The sequence below is a fragment of the Pseudomonas sp. PS01303 genome (assembly GCF_029959385.1).
Taxonomy (GTDB): Bacteria; Pseudomonadota; Gammaproteobacteria; order Pseudomonadales; family Pseudomonadaceae; genus Aquipseudomonas; species Aquipseudomonas rustica.
Genome location: NZ_JASCPK010000207.1, coordinates 1 through 7,824 on the forward strand (window position 1 = coordinate 1; position 7,824 = coordinate 7,824).

General features: G+C 60.1%; 6 protein-coding genes. 3 read left to right on the forward strand and 3 right to left on the reverse strand.

Going from position 1 to position 7,824, the window contains the following annotated elements:
* Positions 1–89: 89 nt before the first annotated feature.
* The gene (locus QMX93_RS28720) at positions 90–1,304 is read right to left on the reverse strand and encodes an MFS transporter (RefSeq protein ID WP_159815639.1); all 1,215 of its coding nucleotides are present in this window, start codon (positions 1,302–1,304) and stop codon (positions 90–92) included.
* A gap of 169 nt (positions 1,305–1,473) precedes the next feature.
* A complete protein-coding gene (locus QMX93_RS28725; protein WP_212545696.1) occupies positions 1,474–2,223 on the reverse strand; it encodes a hypothetical protein in 750 nt (249 codons plus the stop codon).
* A gap of 337 nt (positions 2,224–2,560) precedes the next feature.
* On the opposite strand from QMX93_RS28725, the gene QMX93_RS28730 reads away from it, so the two are divergent.
* From QMX93_RS28730 to QMX93_RS28740, 3 genes are all read left to right on the forward strand, one after another.
* On the forward strand, positions 2,561–3,709 hold the full coding sequence (locus QMX93_RS28730; RefSeq protein ID WP_159815641.1) for an aldose epimerase family protein: 1,149 nt from the start codon (positions 2,561–2,563) through the stop codon (positions 3,707–3,709).
* 276 nt (positions 3,710–3,985) lie between these two features.
* The gene (locus QMX93_RS28735; protein WP_282358931.1) at positions 3,986–4,807 is read left to right on the forward strand and encodes an aldo/keto reductase; all 822 of its coding nucleotides are present in this window, start codon (positions 3,986–3,988) and stop codon (positions 4,805–4,807) included.
* A gap of 25 nt (positions 4,808–4,832) precedes the next feature.
* A complete protein-coding gene (locus QMX93_RS28740; RefSeq protein ID WP_282358933.1) occupies positions 4,833–5,303 on the forward strand; it encodes a DUF1810 domain-containing protein in 471 nt (156 codons plus the stop codon).
* Here the strand turns inward: QMX93_RS28740 and QMX93_RS28745 are convergent.
* A complete protein-coding gene (locus QMX93_RS28745; protein WP_282358935.1) occupies positions 5,268–7,634 on the reverse strand; it encodes a DNA polymerase II in 2,367 nt (788 codons plus the stop codon). The two genes, QMX93_RS28740 and QMX93_RS28745, sit on opposite strands and share 36 nt — an antisense overlap.
* Between the last annotated feature and the right edge of the window lie 190 nt (positions 7,635–7,824).

Sequence of the window (7,824 nt, forward strand, 5' to 3'; positions counted from 1 at the left end):
GCCGCAGGCTGCGATCTTTTGGTCTTGTTTTTTATACCCCACATCAAAAGATCGCAGCCTGCGGCAGCTCCTACAGAGAGACTGCGTTGTCAGTGCACTCTGCGGCCCGGTTTGAAGCTGTGGTTGCTGTTGATCCAGACGGTAGCGAGCGCGATCAGTGAGAGAATCAGCAGCGCCCACGGAAACGACATCGCCCCCGCTCGATCCAGTAACAAGCCACCAAACAACCCGCCGCCGGCAATCGCCACGTTCCACGACGTGGTGAGCATCGCTTGCACCACGTCGACGTGATCGCCCGCCGAGTCCGCCGCCGCGGTCAGCAGCAACGTCGCCGAGCCGCCGAACGACAAGCCCCACACCGCCATGCACGTGTAAATCAGCCACGGTGACGGCGCCAGCAGCGCCAACACCAGCGCGGTCACGGCAAACACCGCAAGGCTAATCAACGTCAGCCAACGCAACCAGCGATCGACCAGCATGCCGATGATCCAGATGCCCACCAACGAGCACAGGCCAAACACCAGCAGCACCAGATCAACCCGTTCGGCCAATCCGGCCTGCATCAGAAACGGCGCTATGTAGGTGTAGAGAATGTTGTGGCCGAGCATCCACGTCAGCACCACGAACAGCACTGGTCGCACACCCGGCAGACGCAGGGATTCAAGCAACGGCAAGCGTTCTTCGCTGGTTTGCCCCGGACGATCCGGCACCGCAATGACGATCCACGCCGCCAACACCAGGGCCAACGCCGACATGATGCCGAACGAAGCACGCCAGCCAATCAGATTACCCAGCCATGTTCCCGCTGGCGTACCCAGCGACAGCGCCACCGGCGTACCGAGCATGGCGATCGCCAGCGCTCGGCCCTGTTGATGCACCGGCACGATGCCGCGCGCATAGCCGGCCATGATCCCCCACGACAGCCCCGCCGCCATCCCGGCGAGAAACCGCGACGCGAGGGTCAGGCCATAATGGCTGGAAAACGTGGTGACGGTGTTAAACACCAGAAAACCGCCGACGGTCATCAACAGCACCCGCCGCCGAGGCCAGCCGCGCGTGGCGACGGTCAGCGGAATCGCCGCGACAATCGAGCCCAGCGCGTACAGCGTCACCAGTTGCCCGGCGAGCACCTCGCTGACATTGAGCCCGGCGCCGATTTGCGGCAGCAGGCCGGCTGGCAGAGTTTCGGTGAGGATGGCGATGAAACCGGTCATGGCGAACGCCAGCAACGCGGCATAAGGCAATTTGTCCGAGCGGACGGCGCGATCAACGCGAGTGAAATCGGCGCTTGCGGGGTCGGTCATGACGGGTGCAGCTCCCTTTGAGTCAAAGTTGACGGTGGATTGTATACAAACAATCCGACCGCCACTCTACCCTGTAGGAGCTGCCGAAGGCTGAGATCTTTTGACGTTGACCTTCAAAAACAGATCAAAAGATCGCAGCCTTCGGCAGCTCCTACAGGGGTGAGAGCGCTTATTGAACGGGGAGGAAATTCAGGAACAGAAGGCTCTGCGCGTAATTCAAACCAATCCGCCGGTAGCGCTCATCAAGCATCTGCGTGATCAGATCCAGCCGCGCGACGATTTTGCCGAACTCGGTGGCAAAGCTGAGGTTGCTGCCCTCTTCGGAAATCTCATTGGAAAACAGCAGCGGCTGGCCGTCCTTGTTCTGCCGTTGCGACAGGATCCACGTGGCTTTTTCGATGTTGCGCGCGGCGTTGTGGACGAAGGTCGGGTTGATCGCATCGGTCATGTAGAACTCGGTGCGATTGCCGTGGGCGGTCACCAGCATGCTGCCGATCGCATAGATGAACGCGCCGACGCGGTCACCGCGAAACTCCGGGCTCATCGCGTAGCTCAGCGCCGCGAGATCCTTTCTTCCGCCGAGCACCGGTAATGGCTGTTGCTGTTCAACGGCCAGACGCACCTGTTTCACCGCCACGCTGATACTGAGGAACCCCGATTTTTTCAGCTCTTCTGGATTGCGCAGGTACAGCTTGCCCATCAGGCGGTAGAGGCTGTTGAGGTTGTCGCGCATTGCCAGCGTGGCCATACGGTCGACGCTGGTCTGCATGAATTCCTGCGGCTGGCCGTCACGCATCTGCGCGAAAAACCCGTTGCCGTCCTGATGGCTGCAACCGCTGAACAACAGCAATGACAGACAGGCGAGCGGCAGGCACGGTCGGCGAAAAAAATCGGCAATCAGCTGAAAAAATCTCGGCATGTAGTCTCGAACAGGCACATTCCTGTGCGGCGGGGGTCACCGCATCCTGGCCATGGATAGAGCCGGGAAATTCGAAAAAGTGCAGTGTGCGAGCGTTGATCCGACCTTTGGCGCTGATCCCTACATCAATTAGTCAGACTTTATTTTGGCAATAAACGATTCATCCGCTATAAATATTCTTCCTACTCACAGATAGCATGACTATTAATCATCCTGTAGGAGCTGCCGCAGGCTGCGATCTTTTGCTTTTATAAAGATCAAAAGATCGCAGCCTTCGGCAGCTCCTACAGGGGAATCCGCGCTGCTTTGAAAACAACAACAAAAAGGAAGGTCAACCATGCTTCAATCCCGACACCTGCTCTCCGGCCTCGGACTGTCCCTGATGATCGCCACCCTTTCCGCCAATGCCGCCGGCCTCAGCGCCGAGCACAAAGCCTTCGGCAAAACCAATGACGGCACGCCCGTCGAGCAATACATCCTGCGCAACAGCCACGGCATGCAAGCCACCGTCATCACCTACGGCGCGACCCTGCAATCGCTCTTGGTGGCGGACAAACACGGCAAGTTCGACGACGTCGTGCTCGGCTTCGACGATGTGCAGGGTTATCAGAAAGGCACCGCGTACTTCGGCGCGACCATCGGCCGTTTCGGCAATCGCCTCGCCGAAGGTGCGTTCGAACTCGATGGCAAACGCTATCAAGTGCCGCAGAACGACAAGAGCAACGCGCTGCACGGCGGCACGCTGGGTTTCGACAAGAAAGTCTGGAAAGCCCAGGAAACCAAGGACAAGGATTCGGTCGGCGTAACCCTGACGTATCTGTCGGCGGACGGCGAAATGGGCTTTCCCGGCAACCTCACCACCGAGGTCACCTATCGCCTCACCGACAACAACGAGCTGCGCATCGACTACAAGGCCAACACCGACAAACCGACGGTGCTCAACCTTACCAACCACAGTTACTTCAACCTCGCCGGCGCCGGTAATGGCGACATTCTCAAGCAGGTCGCGACCCTCTACGCCAGCCATTACACGCCGGTGACGGCCAAACTGATCCCGACCGGGGAACTCGCGCCCGTCGCCGGTACGCCGATGGATTTCACTAAACCGACGGCCATCGGCACGCACATCAAGGCGGATCATGAGCAACTGAAATTTGCTGAGCCGAAACAGGGTGGATTTGATTTCAACTGGGCGCTGGATGCCAAGGGCGATGTGAGCAAAGTCGCCACTGAAGTCAGCGATCCGCAGTCGGGGCGGCATTTGCAGTTGTTCACTACCGAGCCGGGTGTGCAGTTTTATACCAGTAACTTCCTGGATGGCACGGTCAAGGGTAAGGGCGGCAAGGTGTATCCGCACTGGGGCGCGTTTACGTTGGAAACGCAGCACTATCCAGACTCGCCTAATCAGCCGAATTTCCCGAGCACGCGACTGGATCCGGGGCAGACTTACAACCACAGCGTGGTGTTGAAGTTCTCCGCGAAATAACTGTCAACACAACATCTGTGATGAGTTGAGTCCCCTGTGGCGAGGGGATTTATCCCCGTTGGGTTGCGCAGCAGCCCCAAAACCAGACAACCGGGTTTGCCTGATACTCCGCGCTGAATGGTTTTGGGGCTGCTTCGCAACCCAGCGGGGATAAATCCCCTCGCCACAATTTATTTCAGCCACTTCATAAAGACTCCTGATCTGCAAGCTTTCGGAACCCCTGGGCTATCCTGCTGCCCACTTAAAGGTATCGACTCTTTCAGATAGGAGGTTTGAATGCGTACCCTCGAATTGGCCGGTGTGCAGGTTCCAGTCATTGGCCAGGGCACCTGGCGCATGGGCGAAGACCGTTCGGCGCACAAGCGTGAAGTGGCGGCGATGCGCATGGGGATCGAGCTGGGCATGACCCTGATCGACAGCGCCGAAATGTACGCCGAGGGCGGTGCCGAATCGGTGGTCGGCGAAGCGATTGCCGGTCTGCGCGATCAAGTGTTTCTGGTGAGCAAGGTCTACCCGCATAACGCCAGCCGCAAAGGCATCCCGCAAGCCTGCGAGCGCAGTCTGCGCCGCCTCGACACTGATTACATCGACCTCTATCTGCTGCACTGGCGCGGCCAGTATCCGCTGGAAGAAACCGTCGAAGCCTTCGAACGTCTGCGCGAAGAAGGCAAGATCGGCCGTTGGGGCGTCTCCAATTTCGACGTCGATGACCTCGAAGAACTCTCCAGTTCCGCCTGCGCCACCAATCAAGTGCTCTACAACCTTGAAGAGCGCGGCATCGAATTCGATCTGTTCCCGTGGTGCCAGCACCAGCGGATGCCGCTGATGGCTTACTGCCCGATCGGTCAGGGCGGCGCGATGCTGGCTGAGCCGGTGCTGAAACAGATTGCCGCTCGTCACGGCGTCACCCCCGCGCAGGTTTCGCTGGCGTGGATTCTGCGTCAGGATGGTGTCATTGCGATTCCCAAGGCTGTGCGACCCGAACACGTGCAACTCAATGCACAAGCGGCGCAGCTGCAACTGGAGGCCGGGGATCTGGCGGCGCTGGATCAGGTGTTTCAAGCGCCACAACGCAAGCAGCGGCTGGCCATGGTCTGAGCCGCCGACTGGCGAGGGCTTCGCGATGAGAAGCACGGATCAGAACGACCCGTTCAACCTGCAACGTTTTGTGCTGGCCCAAGACCCGGTGTTCGAGCGGGTGCAGCGCGAACTCGAAGACGGCCGCAAACGCAGTCACTGGATGTGGTTCGTCTTCCCGCAGTTCGCCGGTTTGGGCGGCAGTGAAATGTCCCGACGCTACGCCATCGGTTCGGCCGAAGAAGCGCAGGCCTACCTCGACCATGAACTGCTCGGCGCCCGCTTGCGCACCTGCACGCAGTTGGTGTTGAACGTGCGCCAGCGTTCAATCGCGGAGATTTTCGGTCATCCCGATGACCTGAAATTTCACTCTTCGATGACACTGTTCGCGCAGTTCAGCGCCGACGACAGCCTGTTCGCACAGGCGCTGGAGCGCTACTTCCACGGCATTCTCGATGAATGGACGCTGCAACTGCTCGACTCAAAACAGGCCCAGTTGCCCACCGATCAGGGTTGAGAAATCGTCGTCGACAAACGGCAGAATCGCGTCTGCCACCGGTTGCAGCTGCCGGGTGATGTAGTGGTCGTAATCGATGGCCGCGCGGCGCACTTCCAGCGGCTCGGGGCCGGCCAAGGTGATGACGTAACTGATCCAGCCGCCGTTCTGGTATTGCCGTGGCCGACCGTGCTGCGTGTTGTAGTCGTCAGCCAGCCGCGCCGCGCGCACGTGAGGCGGCACGTTGCGTTCGTAGTCGTCGAGGGTGCGGCGCAGGCGTTTGCGGTAGATCAGCCGATCATCGAACTCACCGGCGAGGGTTTTGCGCACGTAGTCGCGCACGTAATCCTGATACGGCTTGCGCTGGAAAATCCGCTCGTACAGCTCCTGCTGAAATTGCCGGGCCAGCAGCGACCAGTCGGTGCGCACGGTTTCCAGGCCTTTGTAGACCATTTCATCGCTGCCGTCGGCGCGGGTGACGAGGCCGGCGTAGCGCTTCTTGCTGCCCTCCTCCGCGCCACGGATGGTCGGCATCAGAAAGCGTTTGTAGTGAATTTCGAACTGCAATTCGAGGGCGCTTTCCAGGCCGTATTCATCGCGCACATGCTCGCGCCACCAGTCATTGACGTGCTCGACCAGCGCCTGGCCGATCTTTGCCGCTTCTTCCTGACCATGCTGACGGCGCAGCCAGACGAAGGTGGAATCGGTGTCGCCATAGATCACCGCGTGGCCCTGCTCTTCGATCAACTTGCGCGTGCGCAGCATGATTTCGTGACCGCGCAGGGTGATCGACGAAGCCAGCCGCGTATCGAAAAACCGGCAACCGCTGGAACCGAGCACGCCGTAAAAGGCGTTCATGATGATTTTCAGTGCTTGCGACAGCGGCGCGTTGTGCTCGCGTTTGGCGGTCTCGCGCCCCTCAGCCACGCGCGAGACGATCGACGGCAGGCAATGGCGCGTGCGTGAGAAGCGCGCGCCACGGAAACCCGGTACAGAGTCAGCGTCGTCCGGGTGTTGCAAGCCTTCGATAAGGCCCACCGGATCGATCAGAAAAGTGCGGATGATCGACGGGTACAGGCTTTTGTAGTCGAGCACCAGTACCGACTCGTAAAGACCTGGTTGTGAGTCCATGACGAAGCCGCCGGGGCTGGCCTGCGGCGGGTTGGTGCCCAGATTCGGCGCGACGAAACCCTGTCGGTGCATCAGCGGCATGTACAAATGGGTGAACGCGGCGACCGAGCCGCCGCTGCGATCCGCCGGCAATCCGGTGACGCTGGCGCGCTCCAGCAGAAAAGTCAGCAACTCGGTTTTGGCAAAGATCCGCGTGACCAGTTCGCAGTCCTTGAGGTTGTATTTGGCCAGCGCCGGTTTGTCTTCGGCGAACATGCGGTTGATTTCGTCCATGCGCTGGTACGGGTTGTCGATGGCCTTGCCTTCGCCGAGCAGCGTTCGCGCGACGTTTTCCAGACTGAATGAGGGGAAACTCCAGGTCGCCGACCGAAGGGATTCGATACCGTCGATGATCAACCGCCCCGCTGCCGAAGCGAAATAGTGATTGCGGCTGCCGTGCTCACGCCACTGCATTTCTTCGCCGCCACGGCCGATTTTCAGCGGCACACCGAGGCGTCGCGCGTGTTCGTGGAGGATGCGCAGATCGAACTGCACGACGTTCCAGCCGATGATCGCGTCGGGATCGTGCAGTGCAAACCAGTCGTTGAGTTTTTTCAGGATGACGGTGCGCGAGTCGCAGTATTCGAGGTCGAAGTCGAAGTCGACGATGCTAGCGTCGCCGTTCGGGGTGCCGAGCATGTACACCTGACGCTCGCCGCAGCCTTCGAGGGCGATGGAATACAACTCGCCATTTTCGGTGGTTTCGATGTCGAGGGAGACCAGGCGCAGTTTCGGTCGGTAATCCGGTGCGGGTTTGAGGTGGGCGTTGAGCAAGGTGCCGTCGGCGTCCGCTGTGCCGCTGAAGAATACCGGCGCGGTGATGAAGCGCTCCATCAGGTAGCGTTCCGGTGGGCGCACGTCGGCTTCGTAAACGTCGACGCCGGCGCGGGTGAGCGCGGTTTCGAGGCGCATCAACTGGCCGTGTTGCTGGCAATACAGGCCGAGCACCGGACGATGTTCGAAGTCCTGCAGGGCCAAGGGGCGCAGTTCGACGTTCTTTTCGTCGTGCAGCAAGCGTTCGGCCGCCTCGCGCTGTTCAGCGGGGATAAACGCCACCGACGGCTGATGCGGCAAACGCACACGACGCGGCCCGGCGTCGGTCGCCAACCAGAACTCGACTTCGGTGCCGGCCGGCGTATCACGCCAATGCCGGGTCAGGACGAAGCCCTGCGGTAAATCCACCACTGCAACCTCGGGTATTGAAACAGAGGGGCATTCTACGCTGCCGCGTCCACCCCTGGGTCTATGGTTTAGAAGCTCTCAGGCTGAACATGTTCTCTGTGGCGAGGGGATTTATCCCCGCTGGGTTGCGAAGCAGCCCCGCTTTTGACTTACAAGCGGGCCTGCTGCGCAGGCCAACGGGGATAAATCC